16 protein-coding genes are annotated in these 18,294 nt (G+C 68.5%); 11 read left to right on the forward strand and 5 right to left on the reverse strand.

The genetic code is table 11. The annotated features are described in order from the left end of the window. Positions 1-14: 14 nt before the first annotated feature. From AC1EJR_RS13760 to AC1EJR_RS13770, 3 genes are all read left to right on the forward strand, one after another. Positions 15-1,352, forward strand: a complete 1,338-nt coding sequence (locus AC1EJR_RS13760) for an MFS transporter (protein WP_092292035.1) — start codon at positions 15-17, stop codon at positions 1,350-1,352. 193 nt (positions 1,353-1,545) lie between these two features. Then, positions 1,546-2,385, forward strand: coding sequence for an AzlC family ABC transporter permease (locus AC1EJR_RS13765; RefSeq protein WP_477113363.1), 840 nt, complete (start codon positions 1,546-1,548; stop codon positions 2,383-2,385). Next, complete coding sequence (locus AC1EJR_RS13770; RefSeq protein ID WP_092292039.1) at positions 2,382-2,705, forward strand: AzlD domain-containing protein; 324 nt, start codon at positions 2,382-2,384, stop codon at positions 2,703-2,705. The genes AC1EJR_RS13765 and AC1EJR_RS13770 overlap by 4 nt, the downstream gene beginning before the upstream one ends. Before the next feature lie 26 nt (positions 2,706-2,731). On the opposite strand, the gene AC1EJR_RS13775 is transcribed toward AC1EJR_RS13770, so the two are convergent. Together AC1EJR_RS13775 and AC1EJR_RS13780 are read right to left on the reverse strand one after the other, a co-directional pair. After that, complete coding sequence (locus tag AC1EJR_RS13775) at positions 2,732-3,877, reverse strand: helix-turn-helix transcriptional regulator (protein ID WP_441645009.1); 1,146 nt, start codon at positions 3,875-3,877, stop codon at positions 2,732-2,734. A gap of 122 nt (positions 3,878-3,999) precedes the next feature. Next, positions 4,000-5,106: a helix-turn-helix transcriptional regulator gene (locus AC1EJR_RS13780; RefSeq protein WP_092292043.1), complete on the reverse strand. Its 1,107-nt coding sequence runs from the start codon at positions 5,104-5,106 to the stop codon at positions 4,000-4,002. Positions 5,107-5,543: 437 nt separating this feature from the next. On the opposite strand from AC1EJR_RS13780, the gene AC1EJR_RS13785 reads away from it, so the two are divergent. From AC1EJR_RS13785 to AC1EJR_RS13815, 7 genes are all read left to right on the forward strand, one after another. Beyond that, positions 5,544-6,740: a phosphoglycerate kinase gene (locus AC1EJR_RS13785; protein WP_477147210.1), complete on the forward strand. Its 1,197-nt coding sequence runs from the start codon at positions 5,544-5,546 to the stop codon at positions 6,738-6,740. A 79-nt stretch (positions 6,741-6,819) separates the two neighbouring features. Beyond that, a complete protein-coding gene (gene pyk, locus AC1EJR_RS13790; protein WP_092292047.1) occupies positions 6,820-8,256 on the forward strand; it encodes a pyruvate kinase in 1,437 nt (478 codons plus the stop codon). Positions 8,257-8,379: 123 nt separating this feature from the next. After that, positions 8,380-9,444 carry a class II fructose-bisphosphate aldolase gene (fba, locus tag AC1EJR_RS13795; protein WP_092292049.1) on the forward strand — a complete coding sequence of 355 codons (1,065 nt, stop codon included), beginning with the start codon at positions 8,380-8,382 and terminating at the stop codon, positions 9,442-9,444. A gap of 79 nt (positions 9,445-9,523) precedes the next feature. Further along, entirely contained in the window at positions 9,524-10,432 is a 909-nt protein-coding gene (locus tag AC1EJR_RS13800; RefSeq protein WP_477147211.1) for a phosphoribosylaminoimidazolesuccinocarboxamide synthase, read from the forward strand. 21 nt (positions 10,433-10,453) lie between these two features. Then, on the forward strand, positions 10,454-10,951 hold the full coding sequence (gene purE, locus AC1EJR_RS13805; protein WP_092292053.1) for a 5-(carboxyamino)imidazole ribonucleotide mutase: 498 nt from the start codon (positions 10,454-10,456) through the stop codon (positions 10,949-10,951). Positions 10,952-11,000: 49 nt separating this feature from the next. Beyond that, positions 11,001-12,245, forward strand: coding sequence for a 5-(carboxyamino)imidazole ribonucleotide synthase (locus AC1EJR_RS13810; RefSeq protein WP_092292055.1), 1,245 nt, complete (start codon positions 11,001-11,003; stop codon positions 12,243-12,245). A gap of 9 nt (positions 12,246-12,254) precedes the next feature. Then, entirely contained in the window at positions 12,255-13,244 is a 990-nt protein-coding gene (locus AC1EJR_RS13815; RefSeq protein ID WP_092292057.1) for an L-threonylcarbamoyladenylate synthase, read from the forward strand. A gap of 379 nt (positions 13,245-13,623) precedes the next feature. Here AC1EJR_RS13815 and dacB read toward each other — a convergent pair whose 3' ends face one another. Further along, positions 13,624-15,198: a D-alanyl-D-alanine carboxypeptidase/D-alanyl-D-alanine endopeptidase gene (gene dacB / locus AC1EJR_RS13820; protein ID WP_441591770.1), complete on the reverse strand. Its 1,575-nt coding sequence runs from the start codon at positions 15,196-15,198 to the stop codon at positions 13,624-13,626. A gap of 101 nt (positions 15,199-15,299) precedes the next feature. After that, a complete protein-coding gene (locus AC1EJR_RS13825; RefSeq protein ID WP_441591771.1) occupies positions 15,300-15,746 on the reverse strand; it encodes a PACE efflux transporter in 447 nt (148 codons plus the stop codon). Between the two features lie 137 nt (positions 15,747-15,883). On the opposite strand from AC1EJR_RS13825, the gene AC1EJR_RS13830 reads away from it, so the two are divergent. Then, positions 15,884-16,795 carry a LysR family transcriptional regulator gene (locus AC1EJR_RS13830; RefSeq protein WP_092298003.1) on the forward strand — a complete coding sequence of 304 codons (912 nt, stop codon included), beginning with the start codon at positions 15,884-15,886 and terminating at the stop codon, positions 16,793-16,795. Here the strand turns inward: AC1EJR_RS13830 and AC1EJR_RS13835 are convergent, their stop codons facing one another. After that, on the reverse strand, positions 16,796-18,289 hold the full coding sequence (locus tag AC1EJR_RS13835; protein ID WP_441591773.1) for an efflux transporter outer membrane subunit: 1,494 nt from the start codon (positions 18,287-18,289) through the stop codon (positions 16,796-16,798). Positions 18,290-18,294: the final 5 nt, after the last annotated feature.

An 18,294-nucleotide genomic window follows, 5' to 3' on the forward strand; every position in this document is an offset into this window, starting at 1 on the left:
GGGAGGAAACCATCATGATGGACTGGTTCAAGGAGCTGTCGCGCGCCGAGCGCAAGGGGTTCTACGGCGCGTTTCTCGGTCATGCGGTCGATGTGTTCGACTTCATGATCTATTCCTTCCTCATCTCCACGCTGCTGGCGCAGTGGGGCATGAGCAAGTCGATGGCGGGCGCCATCGTCACCTGGACGCTGGTCTCGTCGCTGGTTGGCGCGGTGGGCGCCGGGCTGCTGGCGGACCGCTTCGGCCGCGTGCGCGTGCTGCGCTGGACCATCATCGTGTTCGCGGTGTCGTGCTTCCTCTGCGGCATGGCGAATTCGCCCGAGCAGTTGCTGGTGTTCCGCATGCTCCAGGGGCTGGGCTTCGGCGGCGAATCGTCGCTGTGCATGGTGCTGGTGACCGAGCTGATCCGCAATCCGGCCCATCGCGGCAAGTACTCGGGCTTCACCGCCAGCAGCTATTCGTTCGGCTGGGGCGGGGCGGCCATCGCCTACGCCATCACGTTCAACCTGTTCGAGCCGGAAACGGCGTGGCGCGTCTGCTTCTTCCTCGGCATCCTGCCGGCGTTGGTGGTGATCTACCTGCGCCGCAACCTGCAGGAGCCGGAAGTCTTCCTCAAGAGCCGGGCCGCGCGGGGCAAGGTCTCGCCGGGGGCCGATCTCGCGCGCGTGTTCCGCGCGCCGCTGCTGCGCAAGACCGTGCTGTGCAGCCTGCTGTCGGGCGGCATGCTGGGCGCCTACTACGCCATCGCCACCTGGCTGCCCACCTTCCTGAAGACCGAGCGGGGGCTGTCCGTGTTCGGCACCAGCTCCTACCTGGCGGTGACCATCCTCGGTTCGCTGGTCGGCTACGTGGCCGGCGCCTACGCCACGGACCGCTGGGGCCGCCGCGTGACCTATATGGCGTTCGCCGCCGGCGCTTTCGTCATGGCGATGATCTATATGGTGATTCCGGTCAGCAATACGTCGATGCTGTTCCTCGGCTTCCCGCTCGGGGTGCTGATGCAGGGCGTGTTCTCGGGAATTGGCGCGACGATCTCGGAGTCGTACCCAAGTGCCGTGCGCGCCACGGGGTATGGCGTGTCGTACAACCTCGGCCGGGTGATCGGCTCGTTCTTTCCGCTCGCCGTGGGCTGGCTCAACAGCGGGCGGACCTCGCTGGCGCTGGCCATCGCCATGGTGGCCGGGGTGGGCTACGCGGTGGTGATGGTCTCGGCGGCGTTGCTGCCGGAGACGTCAGGCATCGATCTGGGACAGGCCGGCGGCGGGGATGACGAGACGGACCCGGCTATGGATCCGACCAACGCGCCTGCCGCCGAAGCCGCGCCGCTGGCGCCCACGAGCCGCCCGGCATAGCGGCTGGGTGAGGAAGGAGGGGCGCCGGGGCCCCGATTCTCCACGAAACAACACTCGGTGCGTGCACTTTTAAGCCGCCGCTTACCAGCGGCGGGCACGCGCCTATAATGTCTGCTTTGCCGCCGGCGCGATGCCGGCGGTGCCCCCGACGGCCCCGCTCCCCGCGCTGGCCGTACCCTTCTCGTCCTCTGCTATGACACCCCGACAGTCGTCCCCGGTGTGGTTGCGCCTCTGGCATCGATTTGCCGAGGTGGAGCGCAACGGTTTTCTCGACGGCGCACGCTATTTCGCGCCTTCCCTGCCCGCGGTGTTCTCGTGGGGCCTGGTCACCGGGGTGGCCATGAGCAAGTCGGCGCTGACCGTGCCCGAGGCCATCGGCATGTCACTGCTGGTCTACGCCGGCTCCGCCCAGCTGGCCGTACTGCCGCTGTTCGCGGCCGGCCTGCCGATCTGGACCATCTGGCTGACCGCCGCCGTGGTCAACCTGCGCTTCGTCATTTTCAGCGCGGCGCTCCAGCCGCACTTCAGCTATCTGCCGATGGGCCGGCGCACCGTGCTGGGCTTCTTCAACGGCGACCTCCACTTCGTCTATTTCATGCAGAAGTACGTCGAGCCGGGCTACGCGCCGGGCAAGGAGGGCTATTTCTGGGGGATGGCGCTGGTCAACTGCGCCACCTGGCAGGTCTCGTCGCTGCTCGGCATCCTGCTGGCCAGCGTGTTCCCGGACGCCTGGGGCCTCGGGCTGGCCGGCGTGATGGCGCTGATTCCGGTGATGATCGCCACGATCAACTCGCGCTCCACGCTGATGGCCGTGGTGGTGTCCGCCGTGCTGGCGCTGCTGTGCTTCGACCTCCCGTACCGGCTGGCGCTGGTGGTGGCCGTGGTGGGTGCGCTGGCGGCGGGCATGGCCAGCGACGAACTGGCGGCGCGCGCCACGCTGCGCGGCATCCGCGCGCGGAAGGACAAGGCCAAGGCCGAGGCCCGCGCGATATCCGAGCCGCAGCCGGAACCCCAGACCGGAGACCGCGCATGAGCCACGTCGAAACCTGGATCGCCATCGTCGGCATGGCCGTGGTGACGGTGCTCACGCGGGCGCTGTTCCTGATGGCCGGCGAGCGCGTGTCCGTGCCGGACCGCCTCCAGCGCGCGCTGCGCTACGCCCCGGCGGCGGCGCTGGCGGCCATCATCGTGCCGGAATTCATGACCTGGCAGGGCCATTTCACCATCTCGCCGATGAACGCCAAGCTGATGGCCGGCATCGCGGCCACGGTGTTCTACCTGTTCACGCGCCGCATGGTCGGGATGATCGTGGTCGGCATGGCGGTGTACACCGCGCTGCGGCTGCTCACCTGAGCCGGCTGTCTTCTTCCCACCACTAATTAATAGCGCGATGGCTCGGTCAGCATCGTGCTGAGCCGGGTCAGCAGGTGAGCCAGTTGCGCCTGCGTGCTGGTGCGGGTCTTGTTGAAGATCGACTTGACCTGCGTGCGGCTGGTTTCGCGCTTGATGCCGAGCTGCGCGCACGCGTCCGGCAGGCCAACGCCCTGCGTCAGCAGCGCGGCCAGCCGCGTTTCCGCCGGCGTGAGGCCGAAGAGGTCGCGCAGGATGGCCGGCATGGCGCGCGGCGTGCCATAGCGTTCGTGGATGGCGGCCAGCACGGTGTGGGTCTCCATGCCGGGCAGGCTCTGCGCCATCGGCGCCAGCGCCAGCGTCACGATCTGCGCGGTGCGGCCATCCGGCCCGGCGGCCTGGATGGCCTGCGCGGCCTGCAGGGTGTCTGGCGCGGCCACGGCGCGAAGCACCTCGGGAAACGGGCGCGAGAACTGCCAGAAGGCGCTGTCCGTCGGCGCGCTGGCGCGCGGCCCGAAGAAGGCGGCCGGCATCAGGCGCCGCACCCACGGCTCGCCGGACTGGTTGGCGAACAGCGGCTTGCCGGCCAGATCGAACACCACCACCCCGAAGGGCAGCCGGTTCAGCATGTCTTCCGACAATCGCCCCCGCGTGGCCAGCTCCTGCATGCGCTCGCGCAGGCCGAGGGCATCGCGCAGGTGCGGAATCACCCAGTCCAGCGCCAGGGCATCCGCTTCCGCGTAGACATTGGCGTCGAGCGGCCGTTGCAGCGACAGGTAGATCTCGTAGGTGGGATGCCGCTCGATGAGGCACGACATGACCGACGCGATATTGAGGTCGCGCAGGAACTCGCCATAGAACGGGCTGGCACGCATGACCTGCTCGCCCACGTCGCGATGGTCGATATACCAGTCGCCCACGCCAAGGCGCTCGGCGAACGGCCGGCTCGGGTCGAACTGGTAGTAGTGGGAGGTGTAGGCCTCCATGGCGTCCGGCTTGTAGTCGACGGCGTGGGTCACCACCACGCGGTCCAGCGCCCGGTTGCGCACGATCAGCGACGCCTGCGAACTGCCGCTCGCGCCACACAGGGCGACCAGGCTCCGCTGCCAGGCGCCCGTTTCGAAAACACCTTGGTAGAGACTTCGAATGGTCTCGTGCATTTGTCCGTCGTTCATGCCTTGGGGTCCGGCGTGGCGCGCGAAGGTATGCCCGGTTCCGGTGAGGCGGGCGCGCGTCAAGACTTCGCATGCCTGCCGCGGGGGCGCGACAGGGGCAAGGGGCGATGCAGGGGAGGGCGCTAGCCGCCCTCGAGCGTGGTGGCGAGCCGGGTCAGCATCTGCGTGAGGCGGGCCTGGCTGCCGCAGCCCGTCTTCAGGAAGATGGACTTGAGCTGTGTGCGCGCGGTCTCGTGGCGGATGCGCATCTGTCGGCTCGCCTCGGGTAGTCCTTCGCCGCAGGCCAGCCGCGTGGCCAGCCGCGTCTCGGCCGGCGTGAGCGCGTACAGGTCGCGCAGCACGGTATCGAGCAGCACGGATGGGGCGCCGGCCTCGTGCACCACCACCAGCGCGGCGGGTTGCTGCCAGGAGGCGGCGAGGATGTGGGAGGGCGGCAAGGGCAGGACCAGCACCTCGGCCATGGCGCCGGTCTTGTCGGTGGCGCGCGCGGCCTGCGCGGCTTGCGGCTGGTGGGGATGGCAGGCGGCCTGGACCATCTCGGCAAAACCGCGCGAGAGGCGCCAGTCGCCGGTCTTGCCAGTGGGGTCGAGCCGGCGCGCCCAGCGCTCGCCGGCGGTATTAGCCAGCAGCAGGTGGCGGTCCGGCGTGTAGACGGCCACGGCGAAGGCGAGCCGCTCCAGCAGCCGCGCGGACACCGACGCCAGCGTGGACAGCCCCATGGTGCGTTCGCGCAGGGCGATGGCGCTGCGCATATGCGGCACCACCCAGTCGAGCGCACGGGTGTCCTCGCCCGAGAAGGCGTCCTGGCTCAACGCGCGCTGCATCGAGAAATACACTTCGTAGTGGGGCTGTCGTTCCACCAGGCAGGCCACGTAGGAGCGCAGGTCGAAACGGTTGAAGAAGTCGCAGTAGAACGGATGCCGCGCCATGGCCTGCGGGCCGAGGTCGCGTGCATCGATATACCAGGCGCCGGGCACCAGCCGGGGGGCGAAGATCTTGGCTGGATCGATGGCCTGGTACTCGTTCTCGTACGCAGTGAACAGTTCCGGCACCGGATTGACGATCTCGTTCACGGTGACCTGGTCGCGCACGGTGTCCCACACCATCATCGACGCATGTGCGCTACCCGCCATATCGGTCAGCGCGCACAGGCTCTTGTGCCACGCGCCGGGGTCCAGAATGCCTTCGTAAAGCCCACGGATTGCCCCGTGCATGCTTGCTTGGTCCATCGGATCTACCCCTGCATTCACGACAATGGACCATCCGGCCGCCGGTGCCCTCGAAACGGGGCGGGTCGGGTGGGATGGCTTTTTGTTATTGCCGGTCGATKCCGGCTCGCTGGCTGCAACTGATGATGCGATGTACCAAATATGCGACCTTTGCGATGCGTGTCTGGCGGTGCATACGTTTAGTACATTAGGGCGTACATTACCCCAACCGGGGCAGCCCGCCAGAGATACCTGTACCCTTCTTTCGAGGGGGTTTGCAGTGAAGTCCGATGCGCTCCTGGCACTTTCGCCCACGGGGTGGGTATTAGTGATGTTGGCGTCATTTCGAGGGCCAATCGCATAAAACCGTGACGGCGATCAGGTAAAATGCCGGTTTCCCCGATTTCCAACGCGGCCGCGTGCTGTTGGCGTACCGCCCAGTCCCGTTTCTACTCGCCATGACCTCTGTCCTGCGTCTCACCGATCTCATCTCCCAAGGCAATCTCTCCGGCAAGCGCGTGTTTATCCGCGCCGATCTGAACGTGCCACAGGACGATGCCGGCAAGATCACGGAAGACACCCGCATCCGTGCGTCGGTGCCGGCCATCGAGGCCTGCCTGAAGGCCGGCGCGGCCGTGATGGTGACGTCCCACCTGGGCCGCCCGACCGAGGGTGAATTCAAGCCCGAGGACTCGCTGGCCCCGATCGCCGAACGCCTGTCCGAACTGCTCGGCAAGCCCGTGCGGCTGGTGCAGAACTGGGTCGATGGCGTGGACGTGGCGCCCGGCCAGGTGGTGCTGCTCGAGAACTGCCGCGTGAACAAGGGCGAGAAGAAGAACAGCGACGAACTGGCCCAGAAGATGGCCAAGCTGTGCGACGTCTACGTCAACGACGCCTTCGGCACCGCGCACCGCGCCGAGGCCACCACGCACGGCATCGCCAAGTACGCACCCGTGGCCTGCGCCGGCCCGCTGCTGGCGGCCGAGATCGACGCGCTGGGCCGCGCGCTGGGCCAGCCGGCCCGCCCGCTGGTCGCCATCGTGGCCGGCTCCAAGGTTTCCACCAAGCTGACCATCCTCAAGTCCCTGGCGGACAAGGTGGACCAGCTGATCGTCGGCGGCGGCATCGCCAACACCTTCATGCTGGCCGCCGGCCTGAAGATCGGTAAATCGCTGGCCGAGCACGACCTGGTTGGCGACGCCCAGGCCATCATCGACATCATGGCCCGCCGTGGCGCCTCGGTGCCGATTCCGGTGGACGTGGTCTGCGCCAAGGAATTCAGCGCCACGGCCGCCGCCACGGTCAAGGATGTCAAGGACGTGACCGACGACGACATGATCCTCGACATCGGCCCCAAGACCKCCGCCCAGCTGGCGGACCAGCTCCAGGCCGCCGGCACCATCGTCTGGAACGGCCCGGTGGGCGTGTTCGAGTTCGACCAGTTCGGCAACGGCACCAAGGTGCTGGCCGAGGCCATCGCCAATTCCAAGGGTTTCTCGATCGCGGGCGGCGGTGACACGCTGGCCGCCATCGCCAAGTACCACATCGCCGACCGCGTGGGCTATATCTCCACCGGCGGCGGCGCCTTCCTGGAGTTCCTGGAAGGCAAGACGCTGCCCGCGCTGGAAGTGCTCCAGCAGCGCGCTGCGGCCTGATTTACCTGTCACCTGTTTTTGCCCGATCGTTCCCGAGCCGCCCCTGTCCGTACCAGTAGCCTTTGAGGAAACCGCCCGCATGACTCGTTCCACCAAGATCGTTGCCACCATCGGCCCGGCGTCCAGCACGCTGGACATGCTGACCCGCATGATTGCCGCCGGTGTCGACGTGGTGCGCCTGAACTTCTCCCACGGCACCGCGCAGGACCATATCGACCGCGCCGCGCTGGTGCGCGAGGCGGCGGCGGCCTGCCACCGCGAGGTGGCCATCATGGCCGACCTGCAGGGCCCCAAGATCCGCGTGGGCAAGTTCGAGAACGGCAAGGTCACGCTGAAGCCGGGCGATCCGTTCGTGCTGGACGCCACCTGCCCGCTCGGCAACCAGGAGCGCGTGGGGCTGGACTACCAGGACCTGCCGCGCGACGTGGGCCCCGGCGACGTGCTGCTGCTCAACGACGGCCTGATCGTGCTGGTGGTGGACCGCGTCATCGGCAGCGAGATCTTCACCACGGTGCGCGTGGGCGGCGATCTCTCGAACAACAAGGGCATCAACCGCCAGGGCGGCGGGCTCTCGGCGCCGGCGCTGACCGCCAAGGACATGGAGGACATCAAGACTGCCATGGCCCTCGGCGCGGACTACGTGGCCGTGAGCTTCCCCAAGAACGCCACCGACATGGAAATGGCGCGCCAGCTGGCCGCCGTGGCCGGCCAGCCGCATGGCCACAAGGCGCGCATGATCGCCAAGATCGAGCGGGCCGAGGCCATTCGCCCGGGCGTGCTGGAGGAAATCCTCCAGGCGTCCGACGGCATCATGGTGGCCCGGGGCGACCTGGCCGTGGAAGTGGGCAACGCGGCGGTGCCGGCGCTCCAGAAGCGCATGATCCGCCTCGCGCGGGAGGCCAACAAGCTGACCATCACCGCCACGCAGATGATGGAAAGCATGATCGTGAACCCGGTGCCGACCCGCGCCGAGGTGTCCGACGTGGCCAACGCGGTGCTGGACGGCACCGACGCGGTGATGACGTCGGCCGAAACCGCCGCCGGGCGCTTCCCGGTGGAGACCGTCGAGGCCATGGCCGCCATCTGCCTGGAGGCCGAGAAGTCCGAAGTGGTGCAGCTCGATACCGACTTCCTGAACCAGACCTTCTCGCGCATCGACCAGTCGATTGCCATGGGTGCGCTGTTCACCGCCTATCATTTGGGAGTGAAGGCCATCGCGGCGCTGACCGATTCCGGCGCCACCGCGCTGTGGATGAGCCGCCACCGGATTCACGTGCCGATCTACGCCATGACGCCGAACCTGGCCTCCCAGCGCAAGATGCAGCTCTACCGCAACGTGGTGCCGCTGCCGCTCCAGTCGAGCACGGACCGCGACGAGGCGCTGGAGCAGGCCGAGGAGCTGCTGCTGGCCCAGGGCGTGGTGCAGCGGGGCGATTTCATCGTGCTGACCATCGGCGAGCCCATGGGGCAGCCGGGCGGCACGAATACCCTCAAGATCGTGAGGGTGGGCAGTTAAGGTTTAGGAACAAGCGCGCGCGATGTGGCGCGCCGGACAGACGCGGCACCCTGGCGGTGCGAACCTGCCGGCCCGGACATCCCCGATAAGAACCCCCCAAAATTTTTCATTCAGGAGTTAGACATGCCACTCGTTTCCATGCGCCAGCTGCTGGACCACGCCGCCGAGAACAGCTACGGCCTGCCGGCCTTCAACGTGAACAACCTCGAACAGGTACAGGCCATCATGCAGGCCGCCGACGAGGTCAACGCCCCGGTGATCATGCAGGCATCGGCCGGCGCGCGTAAATACGCCGGCGAGCACTTCCTGCGCCACCTGATCGAAGCGGCCGTGGAAGCCTACCCGCACATCCCCGTGGTGATGCACCAGGATCACGGCCAGTCGCCGGCGATCTGCCAGGGCGCCATCGACCTCGGGTTCTCGTCGGTGATGATGGACGGCTCGCTGCGTGAAGACGGCAAGACCCCCGCCGAGTACGAGTACAACGTCGACGTGACCCGCAAGGTGGTGGCGCTGGCCCACGCCGTGGGCGTGACCGTGGAAGGCGAACTGGGCTGCCTGGGCTCGCTGGAAACCGGCGAAGCGGGCGAGGAAGACGGCATTGGCGCCGAAGGCGTGCTCGACCACTCGATGCTGCTGACGGACCCCGAGCAGGCTGCCGACTTCGTCAAGGCGACCCAGCTCGACGCGCTGGCCATCGCCATCGGCACCTCGCACGGCGCCTACAAGTTCACGCGCAAGCCCACGGGCGACATCCTGGCGATCAGCCGCATCAAGGAAATCCACGCGCGCATCCCCAACACCCACCTGGTGATGCACGGTTCGTCGTCGGTACCCCAGGAACTGCTGGAAGAGATCCGCAAGTTCGGCGGCGACATGAAGGAAACCTACGGCGTGCCCGTCGAGGAAATCCAGGAAGCGATCAAGTTCGGCGTGCGCAAGATCAACATCGACACCGACATCCGCCTGGCCATGACCGGCGCAATCCGTCGCTTCTTTGCCGAGAACCCGACCAAGTTCGACCCGCGCGAGTACCTGAAGCCGGCCCGCGAAGCCGCCAAGCTGGTCTGCAAGGACCGCTACGTGGCGTTTGGCTGCGAAGGCCAGGCCAGCAAGATCAAGCCGGTCGGCCTGATCGACATCGCCTCGGCGTACAAGACGGGCAAGCTCGCCCAGGTTGTGCAGTAATCCTGTCGTAACGGCGTCGTCCCCCGCAAACGGGGGCGACGCTTTTTTTGTTTGGCTCTCCCGCCGGCCCAGACCCACCATGTCCCAAGCTCTCTATCAGTCCTCCATCCAGTCCCTGCCGCTGCTCGGCCATGGCAAGGTCCGTGACAACTACGCCGTTGGCGACGACAAGCTGCTGATCGTCACGACCGACCGCCTCTCGGCGTTCGACGTCATCCTGGGCGAGCCGATTCCCGCCAAGGGCCGCGTGCTGAACCAGATGGCCAATTTCTGGTTCCGCAAGCTGGCGCACATCGTGCCGAACCACGAGACCGGCATCAGCGCCGAGAGCGTGGTGGCGCCCGAGGAAGTGGCGCAGGTGCAGGGCCGGGCCGTGGTGGTCAAGCGGCTGAAGCCGATCCTGGTGGAAGCCGTGGTGCGCGGCTACCTGGCCGGCAGCGGCTGGAAGGACTACCAGGCGACGGGCAAGGTGTGCGGCATCGAGCTGCCGGCCGGCCTGCAGAACGCGCAGAAGCTGCCCGAGCCGATCTTCACGCCGGCCGCCAAGGCCGAGATGGGCGAGCACGACGAGAACATCTCGTTCGCCKAGGTCGAGGAGCGGATCGGCAAGGATCTGGCTGCCCAGATGCGCGACATCTCGATCCGCCTGTACAAGGAAGCGGCCGACTTCGCCGCCACGCGCGGCATCATCATCGCCGATACCAAGTTCGAGTTCGGCCTGGACGACAACGGCACGCTGACCCTGATGGACGAGGTGCTGACCGCCGATTCGTCGCGCTTCTGGCCGGCCGATTCGTACCAGGTGGGCACCAACCCGCCGTCGTTCGACAAGCAGTTCGTGCGCGACTGGCTCGAAGCCGTGCGCATCGACGGCAAGCCGTGGCCCAAGACCGCCCCGGCGCCGAAGCTGCCCGAGGACGTGGTGCAGAAGACCGCCGACAAGTACCGTGAGGCGTTGACCCGCCTGACCGGCGAAGAACTCGCCTAACCGCATTAGGAAGGACAGATCGTGAGCAACGCAGCAAAGCCGGTGGTCGGCGTGGTGATGGGCAGCAGTTCCGACTGGGACGTGATGCAGCACGCGGTGGCCATGCTCAAGGATTTCGGTGTGGCGTTCGAGGCACAAGTGGTCTCCGCCCACCGCATGGCCGACGACATGTTCCGCTACGCCGAGTCGGCGCGCGGCCGGGGCATCCGGGCGATCATCGCCGGCGCCGGCGGTGCCGCCCACCTGCCGGGCATGATCGCCGCCAAGACCATCGTCCCGGTGTTCGGCGTGCCCGTGCCGTCGAAGTACCTGCGCGGCGAGGACTCGCTGCTCTCCATCGTGCAGATGCCCAAGGGCGTGCCGGTGGCCACCTTCGCCATTGGCGAAGCCGGCGCGGCCAACGCGGCGCTGCACGCCATCGCCACGCTGGCCACCACCGACGACGCGCTGGCCAGCGCGCTCGAGGCGTTCCGCGCGAAGCAGACCGAGGCCGCGCGCGCCATGACGCTGCCGGCCTGAGCCCCAGTCCCTCTCTCTATCTATAAGTAAGCCGCCGGAACCGATCCGCATGCCGACCGATATCCATCCCTACCTGTCCGAAGCCCACACGCCGGAGTCGCGCGCCGAGTTCGGCGTGGACAACCCGACCGCGCCGATCCTGCCCGGCGCCTGGCTCGGCATGCTCGGCGGCGGCCAGCTCGGCCGCATGTTCACCCATGCGGCGCAGTCCATGGGCTACCGCGTCTGCGTGCTGGACCCGGACCAGGACAGCCCGGCCGGTGCCGTGGCGGACCGGCATATCTGCGCGGTCTATACCGACGAAGCGGCGCTGGCCGAGATGGGCCAGCTCTGCGAAGCGGTGAGTACCGAGTTCGAGAACGTGCCGTCGCTGTCGCTGGACCGCCTGGAGCAACTGGGCGCGTTCGTGGCGCCGCGCGGCTACTGTGTGTCGATTGCCCAGAACCGCATCGGCGAGAAGAAGTTCTTTGCCTCGTGCGCCGAGCGCACCGGCGTGCCGCCGGCCCCGCACTGGGTGATCCAGCACGATGCCGATGTCGACCAGATTCCGGACAACGTGCTGCCGGGCATCCTCAAGACCGCGCGCATGGGCTACGACGGCAAGGGCCAGGCCCGCGTGAAGACGCGCGAGGACGTGCGCGCCGCGTGGCGCGCCATGCAGCACGTGCCGTGCGTGCTGGAGCAGATGCTGCCGCTGGCCTACGAGGTGTCCGTGCTGGCCGCCCGCGCCGCCGACGGCAGCACCGCCACCTGGCCGCTGGCCGAGAACGTCCATCGGGACGGCATCCTGTTCTCGACCACCATGCCTTCGTCGAGCGTGTCCGACGACATCGCCAACCGCGCCCGCGCCGCCGCCGCCACCGTGACGACGGAGATGGGCTACGTCGGCGTGCTCTGCATCGAATTCTTCGTGCTGACCGATGGCACGCTGGTCGCCAACGAGATGGCGCCGCGCCCGCACAACTCGGGCCACATCACCATGGACGCCTGCGAGACCAGCCAGTTCGAGCAGCAGGTGCGCGCCATGGCCCGCCTGCCGCTGGGCAGCACGCGCCAGCATTCGGCCGGCAAGATGCTGAATCTGCTGGGCGATGTCTGGTTCGAGTTCGGCCTGGAGCGCACGCCGGCCTGGGACGAGGTCGTCGGCCAGCCGGGCGCCAAGCTGCACCTGTACGGCAAGAACGACGCGCGGCCGTCGCGCAAGATGGGCCATGTGAACTGCGTGGGCGAGCAGGCCGCTGCCGCCGAGGCGGCGTTCAACGCCGCCGCGCAGGCGCTCCATATCCCGGTCTGAGGGTTGCCGATGTCTTCACGCATGCCCACGGCGGCCGAACTGGATGAGGCCGTCCGCCTGCTCGAGGCCGGCCAGCTCGTCGCCTTTCCGACGGAAACCGTCTATGGGCTGGGCGCCGATGCCGAGAACCCCGAAGCCGTGGCGCGCATCTTCGCCGCCAAGGGCCGGCCGTCGAACCATCCGGTGATCGTCCACGTGGTGGATGGCGCCGATGTGGGCTACTGGGCTGCGGAGGTGCCGGAAGCGGCACAAAAGCTGATCGACGCCTTCTGGCCCGGTCCGCTGACGATCATTCTCAAGCGCGCCGCCCATATTCCGGCGGCGGTGGCGGGCGGGCAGGACAGCCTCGGGCTGCGCTGCCCCTCGCACCCGGTGGCGCAGGCGCTGCTGTCGCGCTTCCGGCGCGGCCGGGGCGGCATTGCGGCGCCTTCGGCCAACAAGTTCGGGCAGGTCAGCCCGACCACAGCCGAGCATGTGCGGGACGAGTTCGAGGGCACGGTCTACGTGCTGGAGGGCGATGGGGTGGATATCGGCATTGAATCGTCGATCGTCGATCTGTCGCGCATCGACGAGGTCGGGCCGGTGCTGCTGCGCCCCGGCGCGATCACGGCGGCGATGATGGCCGACGTGCTCGGCACGATGCCGCTGGCCCCCGACGCCGCCGCGCCGCGCGCCTCGGGCACGCTCAAGGCTCACTACGCACCGCGCACGCCGCTKACGCTGGCTTCGCCGGATCAACTGCCGCGCTACCTGGCGGCGCTGCCGGGCGATGGCCGGCTCGCCTGGGTCGGCGCCACGCAGGTCAGCAACGACCCGCGCTGCGTGTTCGTGCCAGCACCCGCCACGCCGGACGCCTATGCCCAGGCGCTCTACGGCCTGCTGCGCAAGCTCGACAAGGAAGGTTTCAGCCGGCTCGTGTTCGAGCCAGTCCCCGACGCCCACGACTGGGACGGGGTACGCGACCGCCTCGGGCGGGCCGCGGCGGCGTTCGAGGCGTAGCCAGCGCCTACCCTCTCCCCCGGCCCCTCTCCCGCAAGCGGGCGAGGGGAGCAAACCGAGGGCTTTCGATCTTCCCCCTGTGTTCTCCCCTCTCCCTCCGGRAGAGGGGCGGGGGAGAGGGCGGGCGCATCAATGCGTCACGACCCTGTTCAAGGCGCCCCGCGAAACACCCATTCTGGGACGGGGTACGCGACCGCCTCGGGCGGGCCGCGGCGGCGTTCGAGGCATAGCCAGCGCCTACCCTCTCCCCCGGCCCCTCTCCCGCAAGCGGGCGAGGGGAGCAAACCGAGGGCTTTCGATCTTCCCCCTGTGTTCTCCCCTCTCCCTCCGGGAGAGGGGCGGGGGAGAGGGCGGGCGCATCAATGCGCCACGACCCTGTTCAAGGCGCCCCGCGAAACACCCATTCCATCAACGCATCGTGCGCTGCCTGCGCGCCGGAGGCGTTCGGGTGGTTGATGTACGCCACCACCACGTAGCGGCCGCCGTTCGTCGCATCGACATAGCCGGCCAGCGCCCGCACATCGGCCAGCGTGCCGGTCTTCAGGTAGGCGTTGCCCGCCGCGTGGGCGCGCGTGAGCCGGTTGCGCAGCGTGCCGTCCACGCCGAGGATGGGCAGGGAATCGACCAGCGTATAGCCGACGTCGCTGGCCAGCGCCTGCTGGAGCAGGCGGGCCATGTCATAGGCGCTGATGCGCTCCTCGCGCGACAGTCCCGAGCCGTTGTCGAGCACCAGCCCCGGCATGTCCAGCCCCTGGCGTGTCAGCCAGCGGCGGATCACCTGCGCGGAACGCGCCGTGCTGGCCGGGCCGCTGCGGTCCATCTCCGCGCCAATCGTCAGGAACAGCTGGCGCGCCATCACGTTGTTCGAGAACTTGTTGATGTCGCGCACCACGTCGCCGAGCGGCTGGCCGTAGTGGCGCGACAGCAGGAACGCGCCACGCGGCACCGCGCCGCTGCGCAGCCCCGGCGTGTGGGCGAAGCGGCCACCGGCCGCCTGCCATTCGGCCACGAAGCCGCCCCAGATGAAATCGCTGTGCGACAGCGTGGCGAGGTTGACCACGTGCTCGCCGCAGTCGCTCGAATAGGTGCCGTCGAACGAGGCCACCACGGTGCCATCCGGCTGCGGGGTGATGTTGGGCGTGGCGCGCGAGCGCCAGTCGCCGCAGCGGCCGTTGGTCAGCGTCAGGCGGTTCTCCACGCGCAACTGCGCCAGCGCGGGCGTGACCGCCACGTCCACGGTGCGGCCGGCGGCGTCCGGGGTGATCGTGAATGACAGGGTCTTGAAGGCGTACAGCAGCGCGTCCGGATTGACGTTGTAGGCGCGCTGGGACTCGCCGTCGATCGTATAAGTGCCTTCGGAGGCATCGGCGAAGAAGCTGCGGTCGAGTACCACGTCGCCGTCAATGGTGGTGGCGCCCGCGTTGCGCGCCGAAGCCACCAGCTTGGCCATCTCCTCGGGCACCAGCTTGGGATCGCCGCGCCCGCGCAGGTAGACGTTGCCCCGGATGGTGCCGTCGGCAGCGGGTTCGCTATCGGCGTAGAGCGAGGTCAGCCAGCGGTAGTCCGGCCCCAGCAGCTGCAGGCCGGCGAAGGTGGTCACCACCTTCATGGTCGAGGCCGGGTTCATCGGCGTCTCGGCGTTCCAGCTCACGCGGGCCTGCGGCGCGCCGACCTTGACCACGTAGAAGCTGGCGGCGGAGAGCGGCACGTTGGCCCGGCGCAGCGCGGCCGTGACCGATGCCGGCAGCCCGGTGCGGGCGGCGGCCAGATCGACGGTGTCGGCGCTCGCGCGGCGGACCGTGGCGGATTTCGATGCAGTGGCTTTGACGGCCTGCGCCGCCTTGGCGGGTTTGGCCTGGGCTCCGGCGATGCCGGTGGAGAGCAGGGCGACGGCGGCGATGGCGGCCGTCAGCGGGAGACGAAGCAGGGCGGGACGATTTGGCATGGCGAGCATGTTAACGCATGCCCGCCATCGGCTGGATGACGTAAAACAGCCGCTTCACGTGCCAGTTCGCCCGTGAAGTCGGCTTGGCGTCTCAGCGACGCTCGGATCTATCAGGGGCAGTCGGCGGCGCAGTCGCGCGGCGTGGCGTTCGGGATCGGAAAGATCGCATCGTAGGCCCAGTTGTAGATCAGCGCGTAGACCATGTAGAAGCCGGCCACGGCGATGTCCATGATGAAGGCATCGACCAGACTGATGTCGAGATACCACGCCACGGACGGCAGGAAGACCAGCAGCAACCCGCCCTCGAACAGGATGGCGTGGAGCACGCGGATGGCTGGCGTCTTCCGCAGCTGCCCCCGGAAGCGCAGCATCGCCTTGTCGAACATCAGGTTGTAGACGTAGTTCCAGACCGCGGCGATCAGCGACGCCACGGCGCCAATCAGGCCCATCTGGTGCAGGGCGTAGCCGAACACCAAACTGGCCAGCGGCGCGAAGGCCAGCAGGCCGATCAGCTCGAAGCCGACGGTATGGCGGATGCGGTCTCCGGTGGTGCGCATGACAGGAACTCCTTGGGATCGATGGAGGCCATTCTATCGGCAGGACAACTTAGGACAAGTTGGATACCATCGGCAAAACAGATGGATCGCTGCCGGTGGGGCGTCGATTCCGTGTCGATGTGATGAAAGGAGTACCCATGAGCCTGTCCCTGGACCAGCTGCAAGCCTTTGTAGCCGCCGCCGAGAGTGGATCGTTCTCGGGCGCGGCGCGCAAGCTCGGCAAGGCACAGTCGGTAATCAGCGCCGCGGTGGCTAACCTGGAGATCGACCTCGGCAACGCGCTGTTCGACCGCACCGCGCGCTACCCGGTGCTGACGCCGGCTGGCGAGCGCCTGCTGGTGGAGGCGCGCGTGATCCTGGAGCGCTGCGAGCATTTCCGGGGCGTGGCGATGAGCCTGGGCGAGGGCGTGGAGTCGCGCCTGACGCTGGCCGTGGACGAGCTGTACCCCGAGGAAGTGCTTGGCGTGCTGCTGGACGAGTTCTCGCAACGCTTTCCCGCCGTGGAGCTGGAGCTGCTGTTCCCGCTGATGGAGGACGTCAGCCGGCTGGTGATGAGCCAGTGCGCGGACCTCGGCATCATGTGGCGGCAGGAAGTGCTGCCGCCCGAACTGGCCTTCCACGCGCTGGGCTGGGTGCCGATGCCGGTGATCTGCGCGCCCGACCATCCGCTGGCCGCCCATGCGCAGGTCGATTTCGAGGAATTGAAGCGCCACCGCCAACTGATGGTGGCCACGCGCAGCGACAGCGAGGAGAAGAAGCGGCTGCGCGTGGCGGCCGAGGTCTGGTGGGTGGAGAGCCAGTGGGTGATCGTCGAACTGGTCAAGCGGCGGCTGGGCTGGGCCTTCGTGCCGTGGCACATCGCCGCCAGTTCGCCGGCGGCGGCCACGCTGGTATCGCCCCGGCTGGCCTTCCAGGACCAGGACTGGCCGGTGGCGATGGAGCTGGTCTGGCACAAGCAGCGCCCGCTCGGCAAGGCCGCCACCTGGCTGCGCGAGCGCGTGCGGCAGCAGCCCTTGCCGCTCGCGCCGGCGCGGTACCAGCAGCGTTGATTACTGGGGCGCGGGTTGCGGGGTCGGTTGCGCGGCAGGCTGCGGCGCCTGCGCCGTGTCCGTCCCCTCCGCGTGCCAGCCGCCGCCCAACGCGGCGATCAGCGTGACGGCCGCCGTGTACTGGCGGCCCGTGATCGACAGCGCCGTGCGCTCGGCCGTGTAGGCGGCGGTTTGCGCGGTCAGCACATCGAGCAGCCCGGCCGTGCCGGCCTTGTAGCGATTGTTGACCAGCGCCAGCGCCTCGCGCGCGGAACGCAGCGCGTCGTTCTGCACGGTGGCTTCCTGCCCCAGCAGCCGCGCGGCGGCGAGGTTGTCTTCCACCTCCTGGAACGCGCCCAGCACGGTCTGGCGATAGTTGGCCACGGTCTGGTCATACGCCGCCACGGCCTGCGCCTTGGCCGCGCCGCGCAGGCCACCATCGAACACAGTGCCGGCCAGCCCGGCGCCGACGGACCACACGCGGTCCGGCAAGGACAGCCAGCGCGCCAGCGTGCCCGCCGTCAGCCCGCCCGTGGCCGACAGCGACAGGGTGGGGTAGTACGCCGCCTGCGCCACGCCGATATCGGCATTGGCCGAGGCCATGCGCCGCTCCGCCGCCGCGATGTCAGGCCGGCGCTCCAGCAGCGTCGATGGCACAGCCACCGGCACGTTGGGAATGGCGTCGTCCACCTCGACCACGGCCATGGTCAGGTCTGCCGGCGGCTTGCCGACCAGCACCGCGATGGCGTGTTCCAGTTGCGCGCGCGTGATCTGGATGTCGATCTGCTGCGCCTGCGCACTCTTCAACTGGGTTTCCGACTGCAACACGTCCGAACGCTGCGCCGTGCCGGCCTGGTACTGGTTGCGCACCAGCAGCAGCGACTTCTCGTAGTCGGCCACGGTGCGGTCGAGCAGCGCGCGCTGTGAATCGGCAATGCGCAGCAGGAAGTAGCTCTGCGCCAGCGTGGCCTGCGTGGAGAGCAGCGTGGCGGCCAGATCGGCCTGGCTGGCCTGCGCGCCGGCCTGGGCGCTCTCCACCTGACGGCGGATGCGGCCCCAGACGTCGATCTCCCAACTGGCGGATAGCGTGGCGTTCTGGCCGTTGGTGATACGGCCGCCGGTGCTGCTGGCGCCGCGCGAGAGGCCGGCGGACGCACCGATCACCGGGAAGAAGCCCGCGCGCGCGGCCTGCAGCGAGGCGGTGGCCTGCCGGTACTGCGCCTCGGCCGCCTTGATGTTCTGGTTCGAGATCTGCACCTGCGCCATCAGGTCGTCGAGCGCCGGGTCGCCGAACACGCGCCACCAGTCGGTGCGCGCCGTGGCGTCCTGCGGCTCGGCGGTCTTCCAGTCGCCGGTCCAGCCCGGCATGGCCTCGCTGGCCTCCTTGAATGCCTTGGGGACGGGCGCATCGGGGCGCTGGTAGTCGGGGCCGACGGCGCAGCCGGCCAGGACCATGCAGGCCAGGGCGATGGCGGAGGCGCCGGGCAGCGAAAGGGGGCGGTTCATCTTCATCATGGAGG

The sequence above is a fragment of the Cupriavidus sp. 05T42 genome (assembly GCF_056396345.1).

Excerpts from the sequence above, each read along its gene's own strand:
- AC1EJR_RS13780 (WP_092292043.1), bottom strand. The coding sequence starts at position 5,106 with ATGGACCAAGCAAGCATGCACGGGGCAATCCGTGGGCTTTACGAAGGC.
- AC1EJR_RS13775 (WP_441645009.1), bottom strand. The coding sequence starts at position 3,877 with ATGAACGACGGACAAATGCACGAGACCATTCGAAGTCTCTACCAAGGT.
- AC1EJR_RS13770 (WP_092292039.1), top strand. The coding sequence starts at position 2,382 with ATGAGCCACGTCGAAACCTGGATCGCCATCGTCGGCATGGCCGTGGTG.
- AC1EJR_RS13760 (WP_092292035.1), top strand. The coding sequence starts at position 15 with ATGATGGACTGGTTCAAGGAGCTGTCGCGCGCCGAGCGCAAGGGGTTC.
- AC1EJR_RS13830 (WP_092298003.1), top strand. The coding sequence starts at position 15,884 with ATGAGCCTGTCCCTGGACCAGCTGCAAGCCTTTGTAGCCGCCGCCGAG.
- AC1EJR_RS13835 (WP_441591773.1), bottom strand. The coding sequence starts at position 18,289 with ATGATGAAGATGAACCGCCCCCTTTCGCTGCCCGGCGCCTCCGCCATC.
- AC1EJR_RS13810 (WP_092292055.1), top strand. The coding sequence starts at position 11,001 with ATGCCGACCGATATCCATCCCTACCTGTCCGAAGCCCACACGCCGGAG.
- AC1EJR_RS13765 (WP_477113363.1), top strand. The coding sequence starts at position 1,546 with ATGACACCCCGACAGTCGTCCCCGGTGTGGTTGCGCCTCTGGCATCGA.
- dacB (WP_441591770.1), bottom strand. The coding sequence starts at position 15,198 with ATGCTCGCCATGCCAAATCGTCCCGCCCTGCTTCGTCTCCCGCTGACG.
- fba (WP_092292049.1), top strand. The coding sequence starts at position 8,380 with ATGCCACTCGTTTCCATGCGCCAGCTGCTGGACCACGCCGCCGAGAAC.
- AC1EJR_RS13825 (WP_441591771.1), bottom strand. The coding sequence starts at position 15,746 with ATGCGCACCACCGGAGACCGCATCCGCCATACCGTCGGCTTCGAGCTG.
- pyk (WP_092292047.1), top strand. The coding sequence starts at position 6,820 with ATGACTCGTTCCACCAAGATCGTTGCCACCATCGGCCCGGCGTCCAGC.